Source organism: Mesorhizobium sp. WSM3862 (assembly GCF_002294985.1).
Classification (GTDB): Bacteria; Pseudomonadota; Alphaproteobacteria; order Rhizobiales; family Rhizobiaceae; genus Mesorhizobium.
Window position 1 is genome coordinate 1 of sequence record NZ_NSGE01000007.1, and the last position, 25,905, is coordinate 25,905.

Genomic DNA, 25,905 nt, shown 5'->3' on the forward strand with positions numbered 1-25,905 from the left:
GCGCACAACGAACTGACCGCCGGCCAGGTGGTGAGCGACACCTTCACGGTGACGAGCCAGGACGGCACGGCGACGGGAACGGTGACGGTGACCATCACCGGCACCAACGACGCGGCGGTGATCACCGGCGATGCGAGCGGCTCGGTCACCGAGGCCTCCGGCGTTGCCAATGGCGCGGCCGGCACCTCGCCGGCGACCGGCGACCTCGACGCCAGCGACGTCGACAGCGGCACCGACTTCTCGGTGGTAAGCAACGGCGTGCACGGCACGCTGACCATCAATGCCGCCGGCGAGTGGAGCTACGCGCTCAACGAGAACGATGCCGCGGTGCAGGCGCTCAACGCCGGCGATCCGGCGCTGACCGACACCATCACCGTGCAGACCCCAGACGGCACCCAGCAGAACATCGTCATCTCGATCAACGGCGCCAACGACGCGGCGGTGATCACCGTCAACGGCGCCCAGGATGTCTCAGTCACGGAGAAGAGCGGCGTCGCCAACGGCACACCTGGCGATGCTTTCGCTTCGGGCGACCTCAATGCGACCGACGTCGACAATCCGGCGACCTTCACAGTCCAGGCCGCCGTCGCCAAGACTTACGGCACCTTCTCCATCGATGCCGCCGGCACCTGGAGCTATACGCTGGACGACAACAACGCCACCGTTCAGGCGCTCAACAGCAGCGGCGCGAACACCACGCTACATGAGCTGGTGACGGTCACCACCGCCGACGGCACCTCGCAGGTGATCGACATCAACATCAACGGCGCCAACGACGCCGCGGTGCTCTCGTCAGCTTCGGTTAATCTAACGGAAGGCAATACAGCGGCGGCGATCAGCACTTCTGGCTCGCTGACCATCTCGGATGTCGACAGCCCGGCGACATTCGTCGCCCAGGCAGCGACCGCTGGCACGTACGGCACCTTCGCCATCAACGCCGCCGGCGCCTGGACCTATACGGCGTCCTCGGCGCATGACGAGTTCGTCGACGGTCAGCACTATATCGAGAACTTCGACGTGGTCAGTGCGGACGGCACCCACACCTCGGTTCACATCGACATCCTCGGCACCAGTGATGGTCCGGCTGCTGTTGCCGACACGATCATCACCAACCTGGCAGCCGGGAGCGCAGTCATCATTCCTGAGTGGGCGCTCATTGCGAACGACCCCGCTTCGGCAATCGATGTCTCGGGAGTTGGTTCCGCGACGGGAGGCACCGTCTCCCAGTTGGCGGGTTCCGGTGCAAACGGAACCGTGACCTTCGCTGACACCGCGCCGATGGGCGGGACCTTCACCTACACAGCAACCGATGGAACAAGTTCTGGGGCATCGGCCCTGGTGACCATCACCCAAGATGCTACCGGGACAATCGACGGAACGTCGGGCGACAATATCCTCATCAGCTCGAACGGCGGAGCAACACTCGTCGGCGGCGCGGGCAACGACGTGCTTCTTGGCGGTAGCGGCAACGACACTTACCAGTTCGGACTGGCCGACGGCCACGACGTCATCTCCGATGCCGGCAGCGGCGGCGACAGCATTCAGATTGTGACTACCGCACCATTGGACAGCACGTCGATCGGAACGCTCAATTTCGAAAGGGTGTCCAACGATCTCGTCATCAATGTTGGAACCACCGAAATTACCATCCGCGATCAATATGTCGGAAGCAGCAACAACGTCGAAAGCATACAATTCACAAATGGCGGCACTGTGTACGGCTATGCGCTGAGCGCGTCGTCCTACAGACTGCAAACGACCTTGTCCGGCGGCGGCACTGATGATGTAATCGCCTCCACTTCGGCGGGTCAGGCTCTAACCGGTGGAAACGGCAACGATCTTCTCTTCGGAAACGGCGGCGACGACAGCACCATCAACGGCGGAAGCGGCAACGACCTCGTTGTCGGCGGGACCGGGAACGATACGCTCTTGGGGGCTGGCGACAACGACACCCTCGTCGGCGGCGACGGCAACGACACGCTGACAGGCGGTGCCGGGGTCGACACACTCACAGGCGGCATAGGATCCGACATTTTCAACTATGGCGCAGCCTCAGAGTCCACCCCAGCAAGTTTCGACACCATCACCGACTTCGTCCACGGCACCGACAAGATCGACCTGTCATCGATCGACGCCAACACGGCAAGTGGCGGCGACCAGGCCTTCCTGTTCGGCGGGCAGAACGCGGCTACCGTCGCCAACAGCATCACCTGGTCGGAGGTCGGCGGCAACACGATCATCCGGGCCGATGTGAACGGAAACACGAGCAACACCGAATTCCAGATCACACTAACCGGCACCGGGCTTGGTTTGACCGCAAGCGATTTCGTTCTGTGATCCCAGAGGTGGGCCCATCGAAGGCGTTGGCTCACCTCATTTCTCCACGGCCGAGGATTCACCTTGCGAATTAAGGTTTACGGAAGGTTACGAGCGGATCGCATAGCCGGTGAATGGATCAGGAGTAGTATGGTCTCGGGCGCGTAGACAGGGGGCGGTTCTCCGCTGGGCATTTTGGGCATCGACAACAAATCGCAGATCGTGAAGGACGCGCTTCGCGCCTGCCGCCGCTATTTCCTGTTTGCGGCGGTGTTCAGCCTGGCCATCAACCTGCTTTACCTCGCATCGCCGCTCTACATGCTGCAGATCTACGACCGGGTGGTCACCAGCGGCAGCGAGACCACGCTGGTGATGCTGACGCTGGTGCTGCTTGCGGCGTTCCTGGCGCTCGCCGGTCTCGACCTCGTGCGCGCCGCGATCCTGACGCGTGCCAGCGCCCGGCTCGACCGGCTGCTTTCGGCCAGGATCCTGGCGGCTTCCGTCGAGACCCCGTCGCAGGGTGCCTCGCCAAGCCAGCCGATCCGCGATTTCGACACCTTCCGGCAGGTGATCACCGGCAGCGGTATCCATGCCCTGTTCGACCTGCCCTGGTCGCCGATCTATATCGGCATCATCTTCCTCCTGCATCCCTGGCTCGGCTTCTTCGCGTTGGGCTCCTCGCTGCTTCTCATCGCCATGGCGGTGCTCAACGAATATATCGTGCGGGCGCCGCTGAAGCAGGCCAACGACCTTGCCACGGCCAACTACAATTTCACCGAAATGAGCCTCAGGAACGCGGAAGTCATCCGCGCCATGGGCATGATCGACGGCCTCGTCCGGCGCTGGGGGCGCGATCGCGGCCTGGCGCTCGGCCAGCAGGGGCGGGCGAGCGACCGGGCAGCGGTCATGTCCGGGCTGATCCGCTTCCTGCGCCTCACCATGCAGTCGCTGATCCTCGGCCTCGGCGCCTATCTGGTGATCGAGCGGCAGATCACCGGCGGCTCGATGTTTGCGGCCAGCCTGCTGCTGGGCAGGGGGCTGCAGCCGGTCGAGCAGATCGTCGGCCTCTGGCGCAGCCTGATCCTGGCGCGGGCCGCCCTTGGCAGGGTCGAGAGGCTGCTGGACGGCGGCGCGCAGGGCGAACGCTCGTTCAACCTGCCGAAGCCCACCGGCAAGGTCGCCGTCGAGCAGTTGAGCTTCGCCATTCCCAGCCTGCAGAAGGTGCTGCTGCGCGATGTGTCGTTCCGGCTCGAGGCAGGCGAGGCGCTCGGCATCGTCGGCCCTTCCGGCGCCGGCAAGTCGACGCTGGCGCGTCACCTCGCCGGCATCATGCAGCCAAGCCGCGGCACGGTCAGGCTCGATGGCGCCGACATGACGCAGTGGGGAAGGGAGGCGCTCGGCGACCATATCGGCTACCTGCCGCAGGACATCGAGCTGTTTTCAGACACGGTGGCCGCCAATATCGGCCGCTTCAAGACCGATGTCGACCGCGAGGTGATCGAGGCGGCACGGCTCGCCGGCGTGCATGAGATGATCATCCGGCTGCCGCAAGGCTACGAGACGCAGATCGGCGAGGGCGGGGCGGTGCTGTCCGGTGGCTACCGGCAGCGCATCGCGCTTGCCCGCGCCGTCTTCGGCATGCCGAACCTCATCGTGCTCGACGAGCCGAGCTCCAATCTCGATGCCGACGGCGATCGCGCCCTGGCCGACTGCGCGCTGGAGCTGAAGCGTCGCGGCAGCACGGTGATCATCGTCTCGCACCGGCCCTCGACTTTGGCCAATGTCGACAAGATCCTGCTCTTGCGGGATGGCGCGGTCGAAGCCTTCGGCATGAGAAACGAAATCGTGGCGCTGCTCAACCAGCGCGCGGCACCGATTACGATGGCGGCCCAATGACCGATATCGCCGCTTCCTATAGCAACCTCTCCGGCACCGAAGATGCGGGCGCCAATGCGGATTCGATCCGGGCACCGGTGTGGATCGGCCTGCTCATCATCACCGCCTTCTTCGGCGTGTTCGGCGGCTGGGCGGCGGTCGCGCCGCTCAACGGCGCGGTGCTTGCCGATGCAGTGGTGAAGGTCGAGGGCAACCGCAAGAGCGTCCAGCATTTCGACGGCGGCACGGTGAAGGAAATCCGGGTCAAGGACGGCGATATCGTCAAGGCCGGCGATGTGCTGGTGCTGCTCGACGACACCCGCGCCCGGTCGGAATTCAACCTCTATTCCCAGCAATATGCGCTGCTGCGCGCCACCGATGCCCGCATCCGCGCCGAGCTCGACGGCCATGAGGCGGTTACCTTTCCGCAGGATATCACAGCCGAGCACCAGGCCTATCTGCAGGACGCCATGGCCAACCAGATTGCCGACCTCGAGAGCCAGCGCGCCTCGATGGCCGGCGCCAGGCAGATCCTGCAGAAGCGCATCGCCGAACTCGACGAGCAGATCGATGGCAAGCAGGCGCGCGTCGAATCCTTTCGCGCGCAGCTCAAGTCGACGATCGACGAAAAGGCAAGCCTCAACAAGCTGCTGAAGGCGGGACTGACGACGAAGCCGCGTATCCTGGAGCTCGACCGCTCGGCCTCCGATCTGCAGGGCCTGATCGACCAGGCGCTCGGCGAGATCGCCGGAAATCGCCAGAGCAAGGCCGAACTCGAAAGCCAGATCGCGCAGCTCACCAACGAGCGTCGCGCCAAACTTTCGGCCATGCTGATCGATACCCAGTCGAACCTTGCTGATCTGGTGCCGAAGATGTTTGCCGCCCAGGCCACGGTGGACCGCGCCGAAGTGCGCGCGCCCTATGACGGCCAGGTGATGGACTTGACCGTCTTTTCGACCGGCGCGATCGTCGCGCCCGGCCAGACCATTTTGGATATCGTGCCGACCAGGAATTCGCTGATCGTTCAAGCGCAGGTCAAGGTCGAGGACATATCCAGCCTGCGCGCCGACATGACGGCCGAGGTCCGCTTCACCTCGTACAAGCAGCGCACGACGCCAGTCATCCACGGCCGCGTCACCCGCGTCTCGGCGGACCGCGTTACCGATGCCAAGACCGGCTTTCCCTATTACGTTGCCGACGTGGCGGTGGATCAGCAGGAACTCGCCGCTGCGCCGCAGATCCAGCTCTATCCCGGCATGCCGGCGCAGGTCATGATCGTCACCGAGGAACGCACCGCGCTGGACTACATTCTGGGGCCGCTGACCACGTCGCTCCATACGGCCTTCCGGCAGAAGTGAGGGAACTGCCCGTCAAGGGGTAGCGCAAGCATTGGACGGCTGCAGTCCAAGCATTGCGGCGGTGCCGGCGGTCGATTCCCATTTCCCCACTAGCCCTACCTTGGCTGCTCAGCATAATCTCGCGCCCGTTTCCAACCCCTGAGTCCGCATGAGCAATCTCCTCTTCACCCGCGTTCCTTTCAATCCGGTCTCGCTCGGGCTTGTCTGCAACTTCATCGCTCACTATCCGCCATTCGACGGCTATGAATTCGGCCAGATGGTGAAGTCGCTTCGTTACCAGCTCGAGCAGCAGACGCATCTGATCGGCTCGATCGACGATGCCATCGTTGCCTATGTCGGCTGGATCGTGACCAGCAGCGAAATTGCTGAGGCGTGGGTCGCGAACAACGGTCCGCTCAATTCCGATCCCAGTGGCAACTCCGTTGCCGCTACGATAATGGTGACGCGCTCATCCTCGCACATCCTGCCCTTGATCAAAGAGGCGAAGCTGCTCAACCCCGACAAATCCGTCTACTGGAAGCGCGACTTCATCGATGCGCGCGGCTCCATGAAGCGCGCCGTCCGCAAGCGGGACGCGTGATGGACAAGGTAGTGTCCATTGAGGCGCTGACCCAGGAAATCCTCATCCGCCTTGGCGACCGCTATGCGTCGATGTTCGTGCGCATCTGGCAGCCGGCGGGCGCGCCGCGCGGAACCGTGTTCTGTTTGCACGGCTTTACCGGCAACGGCGCCGATTTCGACTACCTGGCAGCCCTCCTTTGCCGCAACGGTTATCTGGTGATCTGCCCTGACTTGCTCGGGCGAGGCCGCAGCGCCTATCTGGGTTCGGGTTACGACATCAATGTCTACTACAATTGCCTGCGCGCGCTCGGTCAATTTGCCGGCAAGGAAAACCACTTCATCGGCTCCTCCTGGGGCGGCACGATCCTTTTGCTGTTTCTCTACATAACCCGCTCGCGGGCGACCAAGGTGGTGCTCAACGACGTTCCCATGCTTGGCGGAGCCAATGTCGACCGTATACGCGCCGAGATCATCCGCGATAGCGAAGCGAAGTTCGCCACTCGCGCCGAGGCCGAGGCGTATGTGCGCTCGACTCGCTCCTTCATGGGGCCGGTCGAGGAAGCCGTGTTTTCGCGCTATGTCGCCAACAAGGTCATTTCCGGCCCCGATGGTTTCCGCCTGGCCTATGACCCCGCGACGACCGGGAGCTTCGGCTCCATGGCCGGGCGCGACTACGATCTGTTTCAGATTGTCGCCAAGGTGCAGGCGCGGTTCCTCCTGATGTACGGCCGCGACAGCAATTTCATCGACAGGCAGGCCATCGAGCGCACCCGGCTTGTTCGCCCGGACCTGTGGGTGGCCGACAATGTCGATGCAGGCCACCCGCCCTCGCTGATGACTCTCGACCAGGCGCTGCTCATTCTCGGTTTCCTCACCGCCGCATGACGGGCGTCGAAGTTGTTGACGTCACCCCCGACGCTTGCGCCTCGATCATCTCGATCCTGCACCAGCGCCGGCCTTGGCGAGTGATCGAGCACACGCCCAGTCCGCGTTCGGTCGTTGGTTCGCTGAGGCTGACCAGTTCGATGCTTGCGGCACGCGGCGGTTCGAGATGCAGCGCCCTTAGCACGAAGCGCCGGCCTGTGGCGGCCTGATACCGGTTGAACACCACTGCAAGGATTTCAGCGTGGCTGCGCCGGCCAAGCACGAGGTAGCGATGGTAGTCGCCACTCCCGGGCAAGGCGATGTGAGGGGCGAGCCGAGGCTCCTTGCCGGACGGCCCCTCAGCCTTGTCGAGGTTGACGATGTAGAGGTCGAGCGGCGCGCCCTCGGTCGGCGCAAGCGAGACCGCCACGGCCGTGCCGTGATCGCGTCGGAAGCTGATGGCCGCATGGTGGGTGATCGGCCGCAGGAACTTCAGGTCGAGCCGGGTGAAATCCGGGTAGCGGCGTTCGATCAGAGCCACGACGTCCAGCCCGCGCACGTAGCGGCGGCCACCCACATGTGGGAAAGAGAGCCGCTCGCCCTCGACGAGCGCACGGGTCCGGGAGGCCTGGTTCATCGCCGGGCAACGGCGACCGAGGAGCCGGCCGCCGGCCGCAACGCCAGTCCATAGTCGAAGCGGATCACATCGTCCGCCCGGCTGAAGGTGAACTGGCGCACCATCGCTCGCACCGCCTCCCTGACCTCCAGCCGACCGAGGCGTGCGCCGCCGCACATGCGTGGCCCGGTGAGAAAAGGGATGAAGGCGCGACGGTCATACGTATCCTCGATGAATTCCTTGCGGCTGGCATCGAAGGATTTCGGATCGACCCAGAAAGCGGGATGCTGGTGCACGCCCACCACGGAGAGCAGGATGAGCTGTCCGGCCCGCAGCTGCCTGCCGTCCAGTGACGTCTCCGCGCCCACCTCCCGGACTAGGAAGGGAATCGGAGGCAAGTAGCGCATCGTCTCGTTGACGATGCAGTCGGTATAGGGCGTGTCCGGCTTGCCCGTATCGATCTCGTCCTGAATGCGCTGCTGCACCTTCTCGTTGTCGCCCAACCGATCGATCACCCACAGCACCGTGGCGACGGTGGTCTCTACGCCGGCAAAGACATTCATGACGAACTCTTCGACGGGCGAGAAACCCCGGACAGCCTTGGCCTTCTCAGCGAAGCGCGCCATCTCCGCCGCAGCGTATGGCTCGGCGGCGAGCTGGGCGGCAAAATCGGCGACCACCTGGCGGGCGTCGTACACGGCCCCGTCACGCTCGGAAATCGTAGGCGCTACCCAGGAAAAATATTGTAGCCGGCGCAGCACTTCGCGGACCCGGTCGATCAGCATGAGCGTCTGCTCGATGTCCGCGACCAGGCCGAAGGCGCGATAGAAGATGGTGAGAGAGGCCGAAAACAGTGCCTTCTGGATCCCGTCCGGCGTCGCATCGCTTTGCAAGAGGCGGGCCGTGTAGATTTCGGATACCGCGTTTTGCTGGGCCGGCCTCGCAGCCGCCAGATAGGCATCCTGGGTGATCTCGCGCCGAATCGCCCAATTTTCATCGTTGGTGTTGAAACGGCTATAGCCCAGGGCCGAGATCATCGAGAAGTTCTTGCGGAACAGCGCCGGCGACTTGACGATGTGGTCGACCGCATCAGGATGGTCGAACACCTGGAGGTTTCCGATGCGATTCTCGCCCGCTCCCTGTCGACCGCTTTGGGCGTAGAGCGCGTAGACGAGACTGTTGAGGACGTCCTCGATCTGCGATTGATTCATCTGGCCCCCCGCCATCCGCAACCGGATATGGCCGGTTTCGGCGGCTGACATACCCGTCCAAGACGTTTAGCACATTTGCTTCGAGTCGATAGGCTGGTTGGACCCAGGTCCGACAGCTCACACGTGTAGCGGGATCCAAGGCCTCAGGTCCGCGTCCATGGGATGGTTGCTGTGGCAAAGCTGTCACAGCGCCTGACGAAGACATATCAGTGGCTTTCGCGGATGCTTCCCATGAGTTAGCTTGCCGCGGGTTTTGGGTTTGGATTCTTTGGGGGAAAGCGTGCGGGCGCAGGCATCCGGTAAATTTTTGGCGACTGTTGCGGCCTCGGCTGCGTCAATGACTTCTGTCGGCGTGGTGGCGGCCCATGCGAATGACGCGCAGGCGACAGACCAGACGGTCGTCGATTCGCGCATCAAGCTCGCCTTTGAAGGCTCGTACTTTTCAAATGACATCCATGATGCCGACAAGCTCGGTCTTCCGCCCAGCAAGGCCGGCTTCAACGGCTCCATAGCGTTGACCAAGCAGATTTCGCCGGACATGGATTGGCGCCTGGCCGGCGCCTTTCATACCGGCAGGGACTGGTCGGAGGGCGGCAGCGAAGCGGTCCCCGGTGGTGTGCTCAGCGCGTCTCTCAGTCACGGATTCAATTTCCAGACGGTCGACTTCGATCTCGGCAAGCATGTGAAGGTGCAAACGGCCGACATTCGTTTCTTCGGTGGCCTGCGACTGCTGCACGCCGACCAGACGGAGTTCCATTCCTCCTTCTCGGCAACACCCACCGATCCCACCGACAAGGGCCTCTCCACTGACAAAATCGGCACCTCGGAATACTGGGGCATTGGTCCGCGCATCGGTGCGGAGGCTTACTATCCGGTCGGTGAGGCGTGGGGCTTGACGGGTTCGGTTGCAGGGTCCGTCATGTGGGGGCGCCGCGCCGACCGCATTCGGCAAAATGTGACATTTACGAACCCCGACGTGCAATTTTCCGATACACTGTCTAGCCAGCACTCGAGTGAGACCGTCTCCAATGTCGAGGCTTCGGTCGGCTTGAGTTGGACGCCCATCGCGAACACTACCTTTACGGCAGGCTACAAGATCGAGCAGTGGCACAATCTGATCGTGAACGCGGACCAGAAGGACCAGACGTTCGACGGTCCGTTCCTGCGCCTCGAAGTCAAGATGTGACGGCGGCGGCTCGCTGCAAGTGAATTTGGAAGCCGGTTTCGAGTCCAGGTTCGCGGCCAACGGCAACGTCAAATTGCACTACATTGCGGCGGGCTCCGGCCCGCCGATTCTGTTTTTGCACGGCTTTCCCGACCATGGCCTCGGCTGGCGTCGCCAGATCGAGGCACTCGAAGGCAGGTATAGGGTACTGGCGCCGGATCTGCGCGGCTTTGGGCGAAGCGATGCCCCGCAGGGACATGCCAGCTACGCACTCATGCCATGCCTTGTAGAGGATGTCCTGGCCGTGCTGGCGGCGGAGGGCCTTTCCCAGGTTTCGGTCGTTGGCCATGACTGGGGTGGCATGATCGCCTGGTGGCTGGCGATGCGCGTGCCGCAGCTCGTGCGCCATCTGGTGCTACTGTCGGCGCCGCACCCCCGCCACTATTTGCGCGCCATCCACGATCCGGCCAATGCCGGCACCATCAACTACATCCGTCGTTTCCAGGGGATCAGCGGCGCCATACCGACGCCGGAGGAGCTAGGCGGCTGGGTCGCCGACGCAGCCGAACGGCAGTTGCTCGTCGAGTCGCTTGAGCGCTCCCACCCTGATGCGATGCTTAGCTACTACAGAGCCAATATACCTTTGGGCAAGATGCCGGATATCGGCCCTCTGCCGCCAGTCAGGGCGCCGACTCTGGTGATGTTCGGCTCCGACGATCCCTACATTCCGGCCGGCGCATATGACGGAACATATCGCGAGGTCGACAACGTCACATCGCTGCTGGCGCTGCCTGGTGCCGGGCATTTCATCCACCACCAGGCCGCTGCCTTCGTCACCCGCGAGATCGAGGGCTGGGTGTCGCGGCCACCGTCGAGCTTCCGCAGTCTGGCTTAGAGCCACCCGCCGCCGAGCTCCTCGACATATCCCGGCATGATCGCGTCGGTCCGACGGGATCTTGGCGCCATGTCTCGTATTCGGCGTGTCATTCCGAATCAGCCTACTCCGGCGCTCTTTAGACCTCGGATAGGTTTTGCCGGTATTTGTCGGAAAAAACGGAGCCGGAAAAGTCATGACCGAGATCTGGCACTCACTGCTGGCCAATCTTGCCCTGGTCTCCATCCTTATCGTCGCCTGGGACCTTGTGGCGGATTTCACCGGGCGTCTCTCGCGGCGGGCACAGTCGCTGCTTTTGGGCGTGGTCATGTGCGCGGGCGCGGTCATTTCCATGGCGACGGCCTTGTCCGTCTCCGGCTTCATCGTCGACCTGCGCGCCGCGTTTATCGGAGCGGCCGCGTTCTTCGGCGGATGGCCGGCGATGTTCATCGCCGCTGCCGGCTCCATCGCCTATCGTCTTCATCTGGGCGGTCAGGGCGCCGAAGTCGGCGTCATGAGCATCCTGATCACCGCCGTCGTCGGCCTGGCCTGGCACCACATCGTCGCGGTCCGTTCGCGCACCATGTTCGACATACTCGGCCTCGGCCTGTCGGTCGCGCTGGCCGGGCTCATCACGCTTCTGGTCATTCCCTCGCAGGTCGTGACCGGCTTTGTGCAGCAGAGCACGTTGCCGTCTCTCCTGTTCCGCTTCCTGAGCACCTTCATCATTGCCGTGCTGCTCGACCGGCAGCAGCGGCGGCGCGATCTCGCCATGTCCAACATGATTTTCCGTGCCATGGTTCGCGAGCTGCCGGATAGTCTCAACGTGAAGGATACTCAGGGGCGCTTCATCGCGGCCAATCCAGCCACCGCCGAACTGGTGCGCGCCGCCTCCGTCGAGGACCTCATCGGCAAGACGGATTTCGATTTCTATCCCAAGGACGTGGCCGAGCGCTTCAGGCAGGATGAAATGGGCGCGCTGGAGGCCGGGCAGACGTTGCGCATCGATCAGCCCGCGCTCCTGCCTGACGGCAGGCAGGGCTGGCTCTACACGCTGAAGGCGCCGTTCCGCGACGAGGCCGGCAAGATCGTCGGCGTCATCACCCACAATCGCGACATCACCGAGCAGAAGCGAAACGCCCAGCTCAAGAACGACTTCATTTCGACGGTGAGCCACGAATTGCGAACGCCGCTGACATCCATCCGTGGCTCGCTTGGCCTGATCGCAGCCGGCGTCGCGGGCGAGCTGCCGCCCAAGGCCGCCAACCTCGTCAACATCGCCCACAAAAACAGCGAAAGGCTGGTTCTTCTCATCAACGACATCCTCGACATGGAGAAGATCGAGTCGGGCGTCATCACCTTCAAGATCAAGCAGATGCCCGTGCGTGCGGTCCTGGAGCAGGCCATCGCCGCCAGTTCCAATTACATGGCCGAGAGCGGGATCCGCATCGTCCTGGTCGACGATGCCCCGCGCGCCGAAGCCAATATCGACCCCGATCGCCTGCACCAGGTGATGGCGAACCTGCTGTCGAACGCGATCAAGTTCTCCGATCCCGGCGGCACTGTCATGGTGAAGCTCCAGCGTCGCGAGCGCGACATGCTGCGCATCTCCGTTATCGATGAAGGCGCCGGCATCCCGGAAGCGTTCCGCAGCCGCATATTCGGCAAGTTCGAGCAGGCCGATGCCTCCAGCACCCGCAAGAAGGGGGGCACCGGCCTGGGCCTGAGCATCGTCAAGACCATCGTCGAGAAGCTCGGCGGCGCCGTGTCCTTCGAAAGCGAGGAAGGCAAGGGTACCTCGTTTCACGTCGATCTTGCCGAAGCGCAGAGACAGGCCGAGAAGCCGGTTTTGGTCGAGCGCCGGTCGCGAAAGCGCGATGGCCGCCTGCGCGTCCTCATCTGCGAGGACGAGTCCGACATCGCTGCGGTGATCGCCGCACTTCTCGACGCCGACGGCTTCTCCAGCGATGTCGCCCCCGATATCGGTACCGCAAAAGCGCTCCTGAACTCCCGCGACTATGTGGCGCTGACCCTCGACATCAAGCTGGCCGGAGAATCCGGCATCAAGCTCTTCCACGACATCAGGGTCTCACCGGTGAATTCCGAGATTTCGGTCATCGTCATCTCCGCCATCGCCGACGAAGCCAGGCGCTCGCTGAACGGAACCGCCATCGGCATCGTCGACTGGCTGGAGAAGCCGGTGGATTCGGCGCGCCTTCACGCCGCTCTCGCCAAGATCCTCGCCAGCAAGGTCGAGCGGAGGCCGAGAATCCTCCACGTCGAGGACGACGAGGGCGTCCTTGCAGTGATGTCAGCTGGCTTGGGTCCAGGCGTCTTGATCGCTTCCGCCAAAACGCTGCAGGAGGCGCGGAAGGCGGTGGCAAAGCATCGCTTCGACCTGGTCATCCTGGACATACTGCTTCCCGACGGATCGGGACTGGATCTGCTCATCGATCTGCCGCTGGAAACCCAAGTCATCGTGTTCTCGGCGGCCGAGCTGGATCAGAACCTCGGTGACCGGGTGCAGGCGATGATGACCAAGACCAAGGCGTCGGAGATCGATGTCGCCAGGCTGGTCAGGAGCATGTTGGTCTCATCGCTCGATAGCGCCAGACCCGCCTCCAGTGCCAAGGAGTGATGATTATGCCGGCAAGGATCCTCTATGTGGATGACGAGGATGACATCCGCGAAATCGCCCAGATGTCGCTGGAACTCGAGCCCGAATTCGAGGTGCGGTCCAGCGCCTCAGGCATCGCAGCGCTGACCGATGCCGCCGATTGGCGCCCTGACCTCATCCTGCTCGACGTGATGATGCCGGACATGGACGGGCCGGAAACACTGAGGCGCCTGGCCGATTCGCCGCTGACGGCCGCGATTCCGGTGGCGTTCATCACGGCGCGCACCCAGACGCATGAGGTGGAGCGTTATCTCGCCATGGGAGCCGTGGGAGTGATCGCCAAGCCGTTCGACCCGCTGGCGCTTGCGGGCGAGGTGAGAAGGCTGCTTTCGGGGCGTTCCGGCCCGGTTTAGCCGGCGAGAAAGCCGCGCAAAAGATGCCTGTCGGCAAAGTCGGTTTTGCGTTTGCCGCTCCTATACCATGGCCCAATATTCATCTAGTGATTGTGTCGAAATGCGGCCGCCGCGAATCGGCTTTATCTAAGATCGCGCGGCGTCATCACTCCGGGGGGCGACGGAACCGGAGCAGGACTGGTGGTGGATGGAGCGAAGGCAAGAGTTCTGATCTGCGATGATGATCCCTTGTTGCTCGAGCTGATGGAATTCAGGCTGAGGGCGAAGGGATACGAGGTCATCAAAGCGGTGGACGGCGCCGAGGCGCTGGCGAAGGCGGAGCAGGACGGCCCCGACATCATCGTGCTCGACGCGATGATGCCCAAGGCCGACGGCATCGAGGTGCTGGCGCGCATCAAGGGCGACCCGGTGCTGTCGAAGACTCCGGTGGTGATGCTGACCGCGCGCAAGGCCGAGAAGGACATCGTTTCGGCGCTTGAGAAGGGCGCCGACGATTATCTGGTGAAGCCGTTCATTCCCGAGGAGCTACTGGCCCGGCTGGCGCGTCTCATCGCCCGCAAGGGCGGGAAGCGCTGATGCGGCGCGGCCGGCGCTCAGCCTTTGCCGCATGCCTGATCCTGGCGGTCGCCGCCGCTCCCGGCGCAGCGCTGGCGCAGACTGTCGACGAGCTCTACGCATCCGGCGTCAAGGCCAGGCAGGCGCAGCATTTCGACGAGGCCGCCGATCTTTTCCGGCGCGCGCTGGCGTTGAAAGCTGACAATGCCGACGCTCTTGTGCAGCTTGGCTTCGCCGAGCTCGGCCGCAACGATCTGCCGGCGGCGCGCGACGCCTTTTCCAGGGCGCTTGCCCTTGCCCCGGCCTATCGCGATGCGAGCTTCGGCATGGCCCAGGTCGAATTCCGCTCCGGCAATCTGGATGCGGCGCTGCCGCTCGCCGAGAAGGTCGCTGAGGCAGAGCCCGGCAATGCCGACGCGGCAGCGCTTCTAGAGAACATCCGCAAGGCCAAGCAGGCCAGCCAGGCGAAGCCGGTTCCGGCTGCCGCGGCGCCGGCGAAGAAGCCGCCCCACCGGCGGCCCGATCCCGTCGCCATCCAGTTGGAGCAGGGCAGGCGGTTGCGGGCGGCGGGAAAGCTGCCCGAGGCCGAGACCGCCTATCGCCGCGCGCTCAAGCTGTCGCCCAGGAACACCGACACCCTGGTCACGCTCGGCCTCGTTGTCGGCTCCAGCCAGCGCTTCGACGAGGCCGGGCGGTTCTTCGACCGGGCGCTTGCGATCAGGCCCGGCCTTCTCGACGCGCGGCTGGGCAAGGTCCGCCTGGCGATCTGGCAGGGCGACGCGCCGCGCGCCCGCGCCCTGGTCGACGATGTGCTGGCCTCGGCGCCGGACAATGTCGAGGCTCTCAGCCTTGATGCCAGAATCGCCTTGCTCGAGGCCGACTACAAGCGGGCCGGGCAATCCTTGCAGCGCGCGCTGGCGCTCGATCCGCGCAATGCCGAGGCGCTGGTCGGGCTCGGCGACGTGCGCCGCGCCGAGGGCGACGACGAGGCCGCGCGGCAGGCTTACGGCCAGGCGCTCGCCATCGAGCCGGGTTCCGCCGATATCGAGCAAAGGCTGGCCGTGCCGCCGCCGCGCAAATGGCGGCTCGACCTCGGCAGCGAGGTGAGCGATCTCACCGACGGGCTTGGCGACTGGACCGACAGTTCGGCCGGCCTTTCCTATCGGCTATCGCCCCAAACGACGATCTCCGGCCGCACGCGGCTCGCCACCCGCTTCGGCAACACCGACGTCCAGATCGAGGGCCGCGTCGACCAGGCCTTCTCGCCGGCCTTCTCCGCCTATGCGCTGGCCGCTGCGACGCCGGATGCCGACTTTCTGGCGCGCTATTCGATCGGGGCCGGCGCTTCGTGGCAGGTCGTGGCGCCGGCGAAGGTCTTCGGCCCGCTTTCGCTCAACGTCGACGCCCGCTACGACAATTTCGCCGACGCCGACGTCACCAGCATCCAGCCCTGGCTGCAGGGCTATCTCCTCGACGGCCGTCTGGGGCTTTCCGCCCGCTGGGTGCATGCTAAGGACGATATCGGCACGCGCGCGGACGGCTATGTGCTTCGCGCCGACCTCGCGGTGACGCCGCATGTCAATCTCTTCGGCGGCTATGCCGACGCCCCCGAAATCTCCGACGGCACGCTGGTGCCGACGCGCACCGTCTTTGGCGGCATCTCCTTCGACGTCAGCGATCCGCTGACGCTGCGCGCCAGCATCGCGCATGAACAACGCCCGACATTCGACCGAAGCATATTCGGGCTCGGGCTGACCGCGCGGTTCTGACCATGTGGTACGTCTGGAATCTCTCCATACTGCTCAGCGCGCTCTCCCTGGTGATCATGCTGTTTTTGATCGCGCGCCGTTTGCTGCGGGAGCGCCGGGACGCCGCCAGAGCCGGACAGCGGCGGCAGCTTCTGACGGCGCTGATCACCTTCACCGAAGACCGCGACCGCCAGACGCTGAAAACGGCCATTCTTTCGGTGCCGCCGGGCGTGGCGATCGAGGCCGGCTTCGAGTTCGTTTCGCTGCTGCGCGGCGAGGAGCGTGACGATGTCCTTGTCGCCTTCAACGAATGCGGCCTGCCGGCCCTCGTCGGCAGGCAGCTGGAACGGGGCAATGTGGCCGAACGCATCCACGCGGCCGAGATGCTGGCGGCGCTGGGGTCGCAGAATGCGACGGCAAGCCTGCTTTCGGCGCTGGACCAGGACCGCTCGCGCGAAGTCAGGATCGCCGCCGCCATCGCGCTCTGCGATCTCGGCAGCCTGCCCCTGCTCGGCGTCGCGCTGGACAAGATCGGCGTGGCGGGACAGCGCTCGCGACGCCTGATCGAACTGTTCAGGCGCTTTCCGCGCACGCGCTTCAACGAGCTTGCGATCCATGCATCGCGCGTCGACGCCGTGCCCTTCATTAGGGCGGCCGCGATCGACGCGCTCGCCCGCGCCGGCGGTTTCGGCTTTGCCGCCTTCTTCGCCGGCTTGACCGGCGATGCCTCACCCGAGGTTGTCGCCGCGGCCCTGCGCGCGCTGGGCCTCACCGGACACGCCGATGCACCGGCGATCCTGACGAGCGCGATGGCAAACGACGACTGGGACGTGCGCGCCGCCGCCGCCGAGTCCGCGGGACGCCTCGGCCTTCCCGAACTTGCCGCGCCGCTGTCCAGGCTGCTGGACGACGAGGTCTGGAACGTGCGCTATGCCGCCGCCAACGCGCTGCGCTCCTTTGGCCAGCCGGGCGAGCGGCTGCTGCGCCAAATCGCCGACAGCGAGGTCTCGCGCAGCCAGCGCACCGCCTCGCTCATTCTTGCCGAGGGGCCGGCCGCATGATTGCCGACTGGAGCGACGAGATCGTCCTTGCCGCCACCATCCTGTCCTGGTTCATCATCGCGGCGGGGCTGGCGCAGACGACAATCTATCTGCTGCAGCTCGTCCTCGCCGGCTATGCGCTGTCCAAGCGCCCGCCGGTGGCGCGCTCGGCGCTGCTCTGGCAGCGCTACGGCGAGGTCGCGCCGCCGATCGCGCTTCTGGTGCCGGCCTATAATGAGGAAGTGAATGTGGTGGAGAGCGTCCATTCCATGCTGGCGCTCGAATATCCGAATTTCGAGGTCATCGTCATCAATGACGGCTCGAAGGACCAGACCTTGCAGCGCCTGATCGAGGGCTTCAAGCTGGTGAAGTTCCACCGTCCCTACGAGGACGCGCTGGCGCACAAGCCGATCCGCGGCCTCTATTCCTCGCCGATGACCGAGCGGCTGTTCGTGATCGACAAGGAGAATGGCGGCAAGGCGGACGCGCAGAATGCCGGCATCAATGTCTGCCGCGCGCCGCTCTTTTGTGTGATCGACGGCGATTCCATCCTCGAGCCCGATGCGCTGATGCGCGCCGCCCAGCCCTTCATCGACGATCCCGAGCGCACCATCGCGGTGGGCGGCACAATCCGCATCGCCAACGGCTCGAAGATCGAGGCCGGCAGGGTGCGCGAGGTGCATCTGCCGCGCCGCCTGCTGCCGCTGTTCCAGGTGGTCGAATATCTGCGCGCCTTCCTGATGGCCAGGCTTGCCTGGAGCAGCGTCAACACGCTGATGCTGGTCTCCGGCGCCTTCGGCATGTTTCGCCGCGCCGAAGTGGTGGCGGTGGGCGGCTTCACCAAGGGCTCGATGGGCGAGGACCTCGACCTCGTGATCAAGCTGCACCGCCACATGCGCGACAAGAAGCGCAAATACCGCGTTCAGTTCATTCCCGAGCCGGTGTGCTGGACCGAGGCGCCGGAAACGCTGAGCGTTCTGGCGAGGCAGCGCACGCGCTGGCAGCGCGGAGCGCTCGAATGCTTCTTCCGCTACCGCGCCATGTTGTTGAACCCGCGCTATGGCCGCGTCGGCTTCCTCGGCTTCGGCCACATCTTCATCGTCGATGTGATGGGGCCGGTGGCGGAGGTGCTGGGCTATATCCTGATCCCGGCCTTCTGGCTGCTCGGCATCCTGTCGGCCGAATATCTCCTGGCCTTCACCTCGCTGATCTTCACCTATGGCGTCTGCGTCAGCGTCTGCTCGCTCATCCTGGAGGAGGCCGAGCTGCAGCGCTTTCCGCGCGCCAGGGATCTCGCCGTTCTGACGGCGGCCGCCGTGATCGAGAATTTCGGCTACCGCCAGCTCAACAATTTCTGGCGCGTGAAGGGCTGCTGGCAGTTCTTGCGCGGCGACCAGGGCTGGGGCGAGATGACCAGGACCGGCCTCGGCGCCGCGAAGAAGTGAGCCGGGCTGGCGGCGTCAGGCCAGCGTCCGCTCGATCTCCGCGACTAGCGCATCGAGCGCAGCGCGGACATCGCCGCTTTCCGCCTGCTCGATGAGCAGCGTCTCCAGCGCTGAGGCCCGCACGCTGATCTCCGCAAAGCCGAAAGTGCCGGCCGCTCCGGCGAGCGAATGGGCGAGCTTGGTCAGGTTGGAGCCGGGCAGCGCCTCGCGCGCCGCCTGCAGTTCCGCGAGCTGACCGGCGCAGCGGGTGAGGAAACGTTGGCGCAGGGGGGCGAAGGGATCGGTTGAGATAGGGTGCTCCTGGATGAATGGAGGCGGTATTCAAGCAGAAAGCGGCGCGGGGTGGAATGGCAGGCGGACCAAGTCGCTCATCTGTCGCCCTTGCTTGGCTGCGTTGCCGTCCCCGCAGTTACGCTGCGTTTAGCGCCGCCGTATAAGGAAAGGGAATCCGGAGGGCAGCACGCTGATGTTGGACAATTACGAGGTGGACCGATTTGGCGTGATCCACCAGATCGACTTCACGCCGATCAAATACGACAAGCAATATATTTCCTATTACGAGGACCTGAGCGACCGCACCATCAAGCTCGGATATCAGCGGCTTGGCTGGGTGCTGGGATTGACCGGCGCGATCCCCCGCTCGGTGCTGGAAATTGGATACGGCACCGGCACGTTCATCGAAGCCGCGAAGATAACCGGGGTCGCCGATTGCGCCGGCTACGATATCGCCGAGTTCCCGCTGCCCGCGGGGGTCCGCTTTGTCGGTTGGGACGAGGCGCTGGCCAGTTCCTGGGATCTGGTCGCCATGTTCGACGTGCTCGAACACATCCCGGATCTGGGTTTCCTCGACCGCCTGCAGACCCGGCACCTGGCCGTCGCCGTCCCGTACTGCCGCTGGCGCGAGCTCGGCGCCGACGGTGACGCCTGGTTCCGAACCTGGCGTATGCGTCTCCCCAACGAGCATTTGCACCACTTCGACCGTGACTCGCTGGTGGCGTTGCTCGCCCACAGCGGCTTCGACTGCGTGACGCTGAACTGCTTCGAGGACGGCATCAGGCTGCGGCCCGGCGAAGCCGGCCCGAACATTCTGTCCGGCTTCTTCAGCAAGCGATAGGTTAGGTTCAATCCGCGCGCGAGGGCAGAGCCGGGCGAGGGGACCGCCCTCATGCGCGATGGCCTTCAGCTCCGCCAGCAGCCCAAGACCGTCGGGGCCAAAGCAACAAAGGAGCAGTCTGGGCGTTCTGATCAGCCGCTTGCGGAGCAGCCGAAGACATGACCATGCCGCAAATCCTGTCGTTCGCCGTCACCTTCGTGATGATGGCAGCGTTCGTATGGGGCCGCTATCGCTATGATCTCGTCGCTGCTGCGGCGCTGTTGCTCGCCCTCGCCGTCGGGATTGTGCCCTTTGACAAAGCCTTCAGCGGGTTTAGCGACGATATCGTGATCATTGTCGGCAGCGCTCTGCTGGTGAGCGCAGGCATAGCGCGATCGGGCATCATGGAACTCGCCATCGCGCGCTTTGCTCCGAAATTGTCGGGAGTTCGCTCGCAACTGGCTCTGCTGGTGATCGTGGTGACGTGCCTGTCTGCCTTCGTCAAGAATATCGGCGCGCTGGCGATCATGATCCCGATCGCCTTTCAGTTCGCGCGCCGGTCCGGCACTTCACCATCGATATTTCTGATGCCCATGGCGTTCGGGTCATTGCTCGGCGGTCTTATGACGCAGGTGGGCACTTCCCCGAACATCGTTGTCTCCCGGGTGCGAGAGCAGCTGACCGGAACGGCGTTCACAATGTTCGACTTCGCGCCCGTTGGAGCGGCTGTCGCCGCCGCCGGGATGATTTTCCTGCTGTCTTTCTATTGGCTGTTGCCGGTGCGCGAAAAGCTCGGCGGGGCGCTGAATGAAGCCCTCGACATCAAGGACTACCTCACAGAGGCGCGAGTTGTCGGCGATTCCACCGTGCTTGGGAAAACCGTCGCCGACGTTATGAAGCTTGCCGGCGGCGATGCCGTCGTGACGTCGATCCTGCGCAATCGGACGATGCGGATGACGCCGCTGCCCGATGCCGTCCTGAAGGTGAACGACATCCTGTTGCTCGAAGGCGACCCGGCGGCGCTGGATCGCCTTGTCTCGCAAGGCAAGCTCAGCGTCACGGGCGATCGGGTGAATGAAGAGGTCACCACCAGCGAGATGGTCGCTATCGAGGCCGTCATTGGCGAAAGCTCGCCCTTGATCGGCTGGACGGCTCAGCGACTTGCCCTCTACGATCGCTTCAACGTCAACCTCCTGGCTGTCAGCCGTCGCGGCCAGCGCCTCGACCGCAGGCTCGCCAAGGTCGAGCTAAGGCTCGGCGACGTCGTCGTGCTGCAGGGCAATGCAACCACAATGCCCGAGACACTGCGCGGACTAGGCTGCCTGCCGCTGGCGGAAAGGCCTATCCTTCTTGGCAGCGTGCGCAAGGGTATCGTGCCCGTGGTAATCCTCGCCCTTGCCATGCTCACGACTGCCGTGGGTCTGCTCCCTGTTCCCGTCGCCTTCTTTGCGGCCGCGGTCGGGATCGTGCTGTTCAAGGTCATCCCGCTCCGCGACGTCTACCAATCGCTGGATGGCCCAATCCTGGTGATGCTCGCCGTTCTCATCCCGGTGAGCGATTCGCTGCGCACCACGGGGGCGACCGCACTGGTCGCCGCGGAGCTTGCCAGGTTCGGGACCATTCTTCCGGCGCCCGGCGCCCTGACGCTGATCCTCGTTGCCGCCATGGCCGTGACGCCATTCCTCAACAATGCCGCCACCGTGCTTGTCATGGCGCCCGTCGCGTCGGAATTCGCCGCCGATCTGGGCTACAGGCCGGAAGCCTTTCTGATGGCTGTCGCCATTGGCGCCGGCTGCGACTTCCTCACGCCGATCGGGCACCAATGCAACACCCTTGTCATGGGCCCGGGAGGCTATCGTTTCAGCGACTATCCGCGTCTGGGGCTGCCGCTGTCGTTCCTTGTCGTCATTGTTGCCGTGCCGATGCTGGCGATCGTCTGGCCAATGAACTGACAAGCCACGAAGGGACGCGAACGACCTCGCTCTACCAAGCTGCCTGGAAGTTCACCGCAAATTGCTCTTTGGAAACAGCACGCGATCGGGTTCTGCATTCATTCGCGCCAGCATTTCCTTGATCAAGCGTGTTTTGGTGCGGCCCGCTTCCTTCGGCGGCACGAGGTAGCGCACGATGGCTTCGAGCCAGGTATTTTCACTGACGCGAAAATGCACCACCGGATGCTCCTTCACTTGCAGCTCGTCCACCGGCGTTTTCGACAGGATGTCCTTATAGACCTTCACCTTCTGGCTCATGATGTCGCCGATCTGCTCGTCCACGACCTCTCGCATGGTTTTCGCCACGAATTCCAGGTCGCTGTCGTAGGCGAGCTGGAACTTGATTTCGTTCCAGACATAGGGAAACAGCGGCCAGGAATAGTTGAAGACCGGCGTGTCGAACACGGTGGAGTTCGGGAACTTGATGACGCGTCCGCTCGGATGATCGGTCCAAAGATGCTCGCCGCCGAATTCCCACAACGTCGTGTCGAGATAGCTGACGTCGATGACGTCGCCATGGGCATCGCCGATGCGGATCCGGTCGCCGACGCGATAGGGCGCCCGGGCCAGTATATAGATCCAGGCGATGAAACTGGAGATCGGCATCTGCAGCGCGAAGCCGAGAGTCAGTGAAATCAGGCCGAGCGAAACGACGGCGGCGTACCAGTTCACGAACAGAACCGAGATGGCCACGAAGACGACGGCGACCACGACGATCAGTCGAAAAATTCGTTTCAGGTTGAAACGCGAGACGCGATTGGGAATTCGGCCGATGAGAAAGACTTCGACGATATTCGCTATCGTCAGCATGACGAAAATGAGAAGGCCGCCCCAGACATAGTTCAGCACGCGGACGCGCAAAGGCGCCTCAAACCATTCCACGCGCCAGTTGATGACAAGTTGGGCGGCAAAGAGCAGCAAGGCAGCGGCAGCGAAGCCAGCCGTCCACCAGAGGTCTTCTTTCCGAAAGCTGAAGCGGAACTTTTCCTCGGGCTTTTTCGCCTGCTGCTGGATCGTCTTCGGATCGGCAGTCCGCTGCGCGGCCCGTTCGAGCCGGGAAAGGTTCTCCTGTTCCTTGTCGCGCCGTTCCATGGATTCGCCATCCGATGTCGCATCAACATCGAGCAGCGGCTAATCGTTCCGCGACAGTGGCGTTCGATGAGGCGCTCGCGGCGCGTGAGACCGCGTCGCCATGCGTGCTCGAACCGGATCTGAGTGTCCTCGGCCGCCTTAAGACCCGTCACCTGGCCGCCGCCGTCCCTTGTTGCCGCTGGCGCGAGCTTGGCGCCGACGGCGACGCGTGGGCGGCCCGGCGGAGCGGGCCCGGCCATTCTGTTTAGGAAGCGATAGGCGAGTCTATGTTCGCCTGAGGCCGGGCGAGGGGCGGCTTATCTGCGATGGTCTTTATTCCGCGAATTGGATCCGACGCGCCAAATGTAAGCTGTTCCTGCAGATTTTTCTCGCAACCAATTTGATCTATCTTGACACCGGTTGCGATACCAATGTCATATTGGTCCTAAGAATCCCGAGATTGGTTTCAAATAGTTGCTAGAGGCAGCGAGCCGATGAACGTGACTGACAGCAAGGGATATCGAACCGTTTCGAGGAGGAGCGCCATAGACGGCGCCGTCACCGACGAAAGTGGGAGCGATGGTCACAGTCGCCTAACACTTAACGAACTCGCGCAGACGATGGACAGCCGGGGCCAGCCCCATGTTGAGAAGGTGCGATCTGAATGGAACCGAAGACGCCATGACATGGCCCCGGTTCTAAAGGTCCATGAACTCAGTAAGAATTTCGGCGCGGTCAGGATCCTTAACGACGTCACTTTCCAGATGGCGGAAGGGGAGGTCATATCCCTTATCGGCGCGTCTGGCTCGGGAAAGAGCACGTTGTTGCGCTGCATAAATTTTCTGGAGACGCCGACCTCAGGGAGGATCGAGGTGATGGGCGACGCAATCTCCATCACCACCAATCGACCGGGCAAGAGCGAAATCACCAACCGCGCGAAGATCCGGCTCTTTCGCCAGCGGACTGGCATGGTGTTCCAGAACTTCAATCTCTGGCCGCACCGGACCGTGATCGGCAACGTGACAGAGGCGCTCGTCTACGTGCTCGGGAAAGGAAGGCGGGAGGCCGAGGATATGGCGCTTTCGGCGCTTTCCAAGGTGGGGATGGCCGAATTCCGCGACCGCTATCCCAGTCAGCTTTCAGGCGGTCAACAACAGCGCGTGGCGATCGCACGGGTGCTGGCGATGCGACCAAAGATCATGCTTTTTGACGAGCCCACATCCGCGCTCGATCCGGAACTCGTGGGCGAGGTGCTGAAGGTGATCCGCACGCTGGCCGAAGAGGGGGCGACCATCCTTCTCGTCACCCATGAAATGCGGTTTGCGCGCGACGTGTCGAGCCGAATGATATTCCTGCGCAAAGGTATCCTTGAGCAGGACGATGCGCCGGAAGAGTTGTTTCGCAACCCTGCCTCGGAGGCGGTGAAACGGTTTCTCTCCAGCGTCATGCCAGCCGCCGCGTGATCGCGGTTTTCTTCAGCAGAACAAGAAAAGGGGTAACACTCATGCTTTCAGTTCAAACGTTTCGTTCGATTTTCGTATCCGGTTTCATGCTCGCCGCCGCAGCCGGTGCCGCGCGCGCCGAGGAAGGCGTCCTACGCGTCGGCACGGAAGGGGACGCGCCGCTGTTCAGCATGGCCGACGCCAACGGAAACGTCACCGGCTTCGACGCCGACGTTGCCAACGGTATCTGCGCCGAACTCAAGATGAAGTGCAAATTCGTGGTGCAGGCTTTCAGTTCGCTGGTTCCCTCCATGGATAGCGACCGCTTCGACGTGATCATTTCCGGCCTTGGCATCACTGCCGAGCGCCAGAAGAAGATCGACTACTCCATCCCGTACGCCACCACGCCGCTCTATTTCGTGGTCCCCAAAGATTCCGCTCTTGCCGGGCTCAAGAGTCTCGAGGAGATCGAAAAGGCGCTCGCGGGAAAGAGTGTCGGCGTCGTGACAGGCACGACCTATGCCAAATTCATCGGCAAGCGGGCGACCAGCGCCGATCTCAAGACTTATGATGCCACCACTCAGCAGACCGCTGATCTTGCGGCTGGCCGCCTGGATGCCGCTTTCGGCGACTCCCCGACCTGGATGGATTTCCTCGCTACACCGGACGGCGCCAACTTCACGAAGATCGATGTGAAGATTACGGCGATGAGCGATCCTCAAACCCTCGGCCACGGCATGGGTGTCGGCATGCGCAAGGGGAATGCCGAACTCAAGGCTAAGGTAGATGCCGCGCTCTGCAACATGATCGATGGAGGTAAGATCAAGGAGTCTTCCCTCAAGTGGTTCAAGGACGACTACACCATTCCGTGCAAGAAGTGATCCTCTCGCAACAACTGGCCGTCGCAGCCCGCGGCGGCCCGACGGGTGTCATCCATGTTTGAAACTATCTGGTTGCTGGTTGTGGAGCAGGGCTGGGGACTCGCTTTGCTGCGCGGCGCCTTCGTGACGATCTGCATCGGGCTGGTCGGCATGATGATCGGGTTGATCGCAGCCGTCCCGTTTGCCATAGCGCGCTGGCAGCGGGTCCCGGTGCTGTCCCAGATGATCGATGTCTACAGCATCGTCGTCCGCGGCGTGCCGGGTCTTCTTGTGATCTATCTCCTGTTCTTTGGCTCTGTCGACTGGGTGCAGAAGATAGCCGTTGCCTTCGGCTACCGAGACACGGCTGAAAGTGCCTACCCGTCCATTATCGGCATCCTCGCCATCGCGACCATTTCCTGCGCCTATTCGATCGAGGTGATGCGAGGCGCTTTGGAAGCCGTTCCCAACGGTCTTCTTGAAGCCGCGAAATCTTTGGCGTTGCCTCGATCGGTCGCCTTTTTCAGAATCACGTTGCCGCTCGCGTTGAGACTTGCTCTCGGCGGGATCAACAATGTCTGGCAGATGACGATCAAGGATACTTCACTCGTTTCCATCGTCGGCATGCAGGAACTCATGCGTATGGCGGCTATCGCGGCGGGCATCACGCGCTCGCCACTTCTCTTTTACTGCATCGCTGCCTCGCTGTTCTTCGCCATGACAGCAGTCAGCCAGACCCTGTTCGGCCTGGCTGAGCGCCATATCAATCGCGGCTTCAGCGGAGGTTAGA

At 63.4% G+C, this 25,905-nt stretch carries 22 protein-coding genes; 18 read left to right on the forward strand and 4 right to left on the reverse strand.

Annotation, left to right across the window (positions count from 1 at the left end; genetic code table 11):
- The 5 genes from CK224_RS21320 to CK224_RS21340 form a co-directional block, all read left to right on the forward strand.
- Nucleotides 1-2,337 (forward strand): VCBS domain-containing protein (locus CK224_RS21320; RefSeq protein ID WP_176477983.1); only part of this gene is annotated, 2,337 nt, incomplete at its 5' end.
- Nucleotides 2,338-2,517: 180 nt separating this feature from the next.
- Complete coding sequence (locus CK224_RS21325) at nucleotides 2,518-4,212, forward strand: type I secretion system permease/ATPase (protein WP_095783301.1); 1,695 nt, start codon at nucleotides 2,518-2,520, stop codon at nucleotides 4,210-4,212.
- Nucleotides 4,209-5,549: an HlyD family type I secretion periplasmic adaptor subunit gene (locus CK224_RS21330; protein ID WP_095783142.1), complete on the forward strand. Its 1,341-nt coding sequence runs from the start codon at nucleotides 4,209-4,211 to the stop codon at nucleotides 5,547-5,549. Before CK224_RS21325 ends, CK224_RS21330 begins: the two co-directional genes overlap by 4 nt.
- Nucleotides 5,550-5,697: 148 nt before the next feature.
- Entirely contained in the window at nucleotides 5,698-6,129 is a 432-nt protein-coding gene (locus CK224_RS21335) for a hypothetical protein (protein ID WP_095783143.1), read from the forward strand.
- Nucleotides 6,129-6,995 (forward strand): alpha/beta hydrolase, encoded by an 867-nt coding sequence (locus CK224_RS21340; RefSeq protein WP_095783144.1) that lies wholly within the window; start codon nucleotides 6,129-6,131, stop codon nucleotides 6,993-6,995. Before CK224_RS21335 ends, CK224_RS21340 begins: the two co-directional genes overlap by 1 nt.
- On the opposite strand, the gene CK224_RS21345 is transcribed toward CK224_RS21340, so the two are convergent.
- Nucleotides 6,982-7,611, reverse strand: coding sequence for a hypothetical protein (locus tag CK224_RS21345; RefSeq protein WP_095783145.1), 630 nt, complete (start codon nucleotides 7,609-7,611; stop codon nucleotides 6,982-6,984). The two genes, CK224_RS21340 and CK224_RS21345, sit on opposite strands and share 14 nt — an antisense overlap.
- Nucleotides 7,608-8,801, reverse strand: a complete 1,194-nt coding sequence (locus CK224_RS21350; RefSeq protein ID WP_176477984.1) for a cytochrome P450 — start codon at nucleotides 8,799-8,801, stop codon at nucleotides 7,608-7,610. The genes CK224_RS21345 and CK224_RS21350 overlap by 4 nt, the downstream gene beginning before the upstream one ends.
- A 337-nt stretch (nucleotides 8,802-9,138) precedes the next feature.
- Here CK224_RS21350 and CK224_RS21355 point away from each other — a divergent pair, with 337 nt between their 5' ends.
- The 8 genes from CK224_RS21355 (at nucleotide 9,139) to CK224_RS21390 (ending at nucleotide 18,658) form a co-directional block, all read left to right on the forward strand.
- Nucleotides 9,139-9,987, forward strand: coding sequence for an Lpg1974 family pore-forming outer membrane protein (locus CK224_RS21355; protein WP_095783146.1), 849 nt, complete (start codon nucleotides 9,139-9,141; stop codon nucleotides 9,985-9,987).
- A gap of 19 nt (nucleotides 9,988-10,006) precedes the next feature.
- Nucleotides 10,007-10,861, forward strand: a complete 855-nt coding sequence (locus tag CK224_RS21360) for an alpha/beta hydrolase (protein WP_176477985.1) — start codon at nucleotides 10,007-10,009, stop codon at nucleotides 10,859-10,861.
- 175 nt (nucleotides 10,862-11,036) lie between these two features.
- Entirely contained in the window at nucleotides 11,037-13,478 is a 2,442-nt protein-coding gene (locus tag CK224_RS21365) for an ATP-binding protein (RefSeq protein ID WP_095783148.1), read from the forward strand.
- A gap of 5 nt (nucleotides 13,479-13,483) precedes the next feature.
- Nucleotides 13,484-13,870: a response regulator gene (locus tag CK224_RS21370; protein ID WP_082980640.1), complete on the forward strand. Its 387-nt coding sequence runs from the start codon at nucleotides 13,484-13,486 to the stop codon at nucleotides 13,868-13,870.
- Nucleotides 13,871-14,053: 183 nt separating this feature from the next.
- Nucleotides 14,054-14,446, forward strand: coding sequence for a response regulator (locus tag CK224_RS21375; protein WP_067000929.1), 393 nt, complete (start codon nucleotides 14,054-14,056; stop codon nucleotides 14,444-14,446).
- Entirely contained in the window at nucleotides 14,446-16,194 is a 1,749-nt protein-coding gene (locus tag CK224_RS21380) for a YaiO family outer membrane beta-barrel protein (RefSeq protein WP_095783149.1), read from the forward strand. Before CK224_RS21375 ends, CK224_RS21380 begins: the two co-directional genes overlap by 1 nt.
- A gap of 2 nt (nucleotides 16,195-16,196) precedes the next feature.
- Nucleotides 16,197-17,234 (forward strand): HEAT repeat domain-containing protein, encoded by a 1,038-nt coding sequence (locus tag CK224_RS21385; RefSeq protein ID WP_095783150.1) that lies wholly within the window; start codon nucleotides 16,197-16,199, stop codon nucleotides 17,232-17,234.
- Nucleotides 17,231-18,658, forward strand: coding sequence for a glycosyltransferase family 2 protein (locus CK224_RS21390; protein WP_176477986.1), 1,428 nt, complete (start codon nucleotides 17,231-17,233; stop codon nucleotides 18,656-18,658). Before CK224_RS21385 ends, CK224_RS21390 begins: the two co-directional genes overlap by 4 nt.
- Nucleotides 18,659-18,673: 15 nt before the next feature.
- Here the strand turns inward: CK224_RS21390 and CK224_RS21395 are convergent, their stop codons facing one another.
- A complete protein-coding gene (locus CK224_RS21395) occupies nucleotides 18,674-18,979 on the reverse strand; it encodes an Hpt domain-containing protein (protein WP_176477995.1) in 306 nt (101 codons plus the stop codon).
- Between the two features lie 145 nt (nucleotides 18,980-19,124).
- Here CK224_RS21395 and CK224_RS21400 point away from each other — a divergent pair, with 145 nt between their 5' ends.
- Together CK224_RS21400 and CK224_RS21405 are read left to right on the forward strand one after the other, a co-directional pair.
- Complete coding sequence (locus CK224_RS21400; RefSeq protein WP_095783152.1) at nucleotides 19,125-19,772, forward strand: class I SAM-dependent methyltransferase; 648 nt, start codon at nucleotides 19,125-19,127, stop codon at nucleotides 19,770-19,772.
- A gap of 158 nt (nucleotides 19,773-19,930) precedes the next feature.
- Nucleotides 19,931-21,703 (forward strand): SLC13 family permease, encoded by a 1,773-nt coding sequence (locus CK224_RS21405; protein ID WP_095783153.1) that lies wholly within the window; start codon nucleotides 19,931-19,933, stop codon nucleotides 21,701-21,703.
- 51 nt (nucleotides 21,704-21,754) lie between these two features.
- Here CK224_RS21405 and CK224_RS21410 read toward each other — a convergent pair whose 3' ends face one another.
- Nucleotides 21,755-22,834: a mechanosensitive ion channel family protein gene (locus CK224_RS21410; protein WP_095783154.1), complete on the reverse strand. Its 1,080-nt coding sequence runs from the start codon at nucleotides 22,832-22,834 to the stop codon at nucleotides 21,755-21,757.
- Between the two features lie 665 nt (nucleotides 22,835-23,499).
- Here CK224_RS21410 and CK224_RS21420 point away from each other — a divergent pair.
- The 3 genes from CK224_RS21420 to CK224_RS21430 are packed head-to-tail and all read left to right on the forward strand — an operon-like array spanning nucleotide 23,500 to nucleotide 25,904.
- A complete protein-coding gene (locus CK224_RS21420) occupies nucleotides 23,500-24,276 on the forward strand; it encodes an amino acid ABC transporter ATP-binding protein (RefSeq protein WP_067330146.1) in 777 nt (258 codons plus the stop codon).
- A gap of 41 nt (nucleotides 24,277-24,317) precedes the next feature.
- On the forward strand, nucleotides 24,318-25,136 hold the full coding sequence (locus tag CK224_RS21425; RefSeq protein ID WP_095783155.1) for a transporter substrate-binding domain-containing protein: 819 nt from the start codon (nucleotides 24,318-24,320) through the stop codon (nucleotides 25,134-25,136).
- A gap of 54 nt (nucleotides 25,137-25,190) precedes the next feature.
- Entirely contained in the window at nucleotides 25,191-25,904 is a 714-nt protein-coding gene (locus tag CK224_RS21430; protein ID WP_095779996.1) for an ABC transporter permease subunit, read from the forward strand.
- Nucleotide 25,905: the final 1 nt, after the last annotated feature.

Excerpts from the sequence above, each read along its gene's own strand:
- CK224_RS21330 (WP_095783142.1), top strand. The coding sequence starts at position 4,209 with ATGACCGATATCGCCGCTTCCTATAGCAACCTCTCCGGCACCGAAGAT.
- CK224_RS21335 (WP_095783143.1), top strand. The coding sequence starts at position 5,698 with ATGAGCAATCTCCTCTTCACCCGCGTTCCTTTCAATCCGGTCTCGCTC.
- CK224_RS21340 (WP_095783144.1), top strand. The coding sequence starts at position 6,129 with ATGGACAAGGTAGTGTCCATTGAGGCGCTGACCCAGGAAATCCTCATC.
- CK224_RS21345 (WP_095783145.1), bottom strand. The coding sequence starts at position 7,611 with ATGAACCAGGCCTCCCGGACCCGTGCGCTCGTCGAGGGCGAGCGGCTC.
- CK224_RS21350 (WP_176477984.1), bottom strand. The coding sequence starts at position 8,801 with ATGAATCAATCGCAGATCGAGGACGTCCTCAACAGTCTCGTCTACGCG.
- CK224_RS21355 (WP_095783146.1), top strand. The coding sequence starts at position 9,139 with ATGACTTCTGTCGGCGTGGTGGCGGCCCATGCGAATGACGCGCAGGCG.
- CK224_RS21365 (WP_095783148.1), top strand. The coding sequence starts at position 11,037 with ATGACCGAGATCTGGCACTCACTGCTGGCCAATCTTGCCCTGGTCTCC.
- CK224_RS21370 (WP_082980640.1), top strand. The coding sequence starts at position 13,484 with ATGCCGGCAAGGATCCTCTATGTGGATGACGAGGATGACATCCGCGAA.
- CK224_RS21380 (WP_095783149.1), top strand. The coding sequence starts at position 14,446 with ATGCGGCGCGGCCGGCGCTCAGCCTTTGCCGCATGCCTGATCCTGGCG.
- CK224_RS21385 (WP_095783150.1), top strand. The coding sequence starts at position 16,197 with ATGTGGTACGTCTGGAATCTCTCCATACTGCTCAGCGCGCTCTCCCTG.
- CK224_RS21390 (WP_176477986.1), top strand. The coding sequence starts at position 17,231 with ATGATTGCCGACTGGAGCGACGAGATCGTCCTTGCCGCCACCATCCTG.
- CK224_RS21400 (WP_095783152.1), top strand. The coding sequence starts at position 19,125 with ATGTTGGACAATTACGAGGTGGACCGATTTGGCGTGATCCACCAGATC.
- CK224_RS21405 (WP_095783153.1), top strand. The coding sequence starts at position 19,931 with ATGACCATGCCGCAAATCCTGTCGTTCGCCGTCACCTTCGTGATGATG.
- CK224_RS21410 (WP_095783154.1), bottom strand. The coding sequence starts at position 22,834 with ATGGAACGGCGCGACAAGGAACAGGAGAACCTTTCCCGGCTCGAACGG.
- CK224_RS21420 (WP_067330146.1), top strand. The coding sequence starts at position 23,500 with ATGGCCCCGGTTCTAAAGGTCCATGAACTCAGTAAGAATTTCGGCGCG.
- CK224_RS21425 (WP_095783155.1), top strand. The coding sequence starts at position 24,318 with ATGCTTTCAGTTCAAACGTTTCGTTCGATTTTCGTATCCGGTTTCATG.
- CK224_RS21430 (WP_095779996.1), top strand. The coding sequence starts at position 25,191 with ATGTTTGAAACTATCTGGTTGCTGGTTGTGGAGCAGGGCTGGGGACTC.